This is a genomic window from Methylobacterium nigriterrae (assembly GCF_037106235.1).
GTDB classification, from domain to species: Bacteria; Pseudomonadota; Alphaproteobacteria; order Rhizobiales; family Beijerinckiaceae; genus Methylobacterium; species Methylobacterium nigriterrae.
Map to the genome: position 1 here is coordinate 1 of NZ_JBAWTG010000651.1, position 329 is coordinate 329.

The 329-nt window shown below is 64.7% G+C and carries 1 protein-coding gene; it reads right to left on the reverse strand.

Annotation, left to right across the window (positions count from 1 at the left end; all coding sequences use genetic code 11):
* Positions 1-16: 16 nt before the first annotated feature.
* Entirely contained in the window at positions 17-244 is a 228-nt protein-coding gene (locus tag WDW90_RS38600) for a hypothetical protein (RefSeq protein WP_336492934.1), read from the reverse strand.
* Between the last annotated feature and the right edge of the window lie 85 nt (positions 245-329).

Below are 329 nucleotides of genomic sequence, written 5' to 3' on the forward strand. Positions count from 1 at the left end.
GATACCAACCCACCGCTCATGCCCTGCGGTTCCGCGGCAGGCGGGAATTGACCGCCTGACTGGCAGCGATCAGCGCCAGCACGAAGCTCAGGCCAGCAGTCAGCCCTCCCAGCAGGATTACCTCAAGTTCCAGAGTGAACACAGACCCGCTGAGGCGCACCAGCGGCCAGAGGATGAGGAGCAACATCCCGGCTGGCGGGAAAAGGATCAGAGCGTAGAGGGACACGGCGAGCCAGCGTGGCATCGGCTCATCCCATCAGGATCGTGGCGATGACCTGCTTGGCCCGCTCTAGGTCCAACTGCGCCTCAGCTGCGGCAGCCTCGGCCTG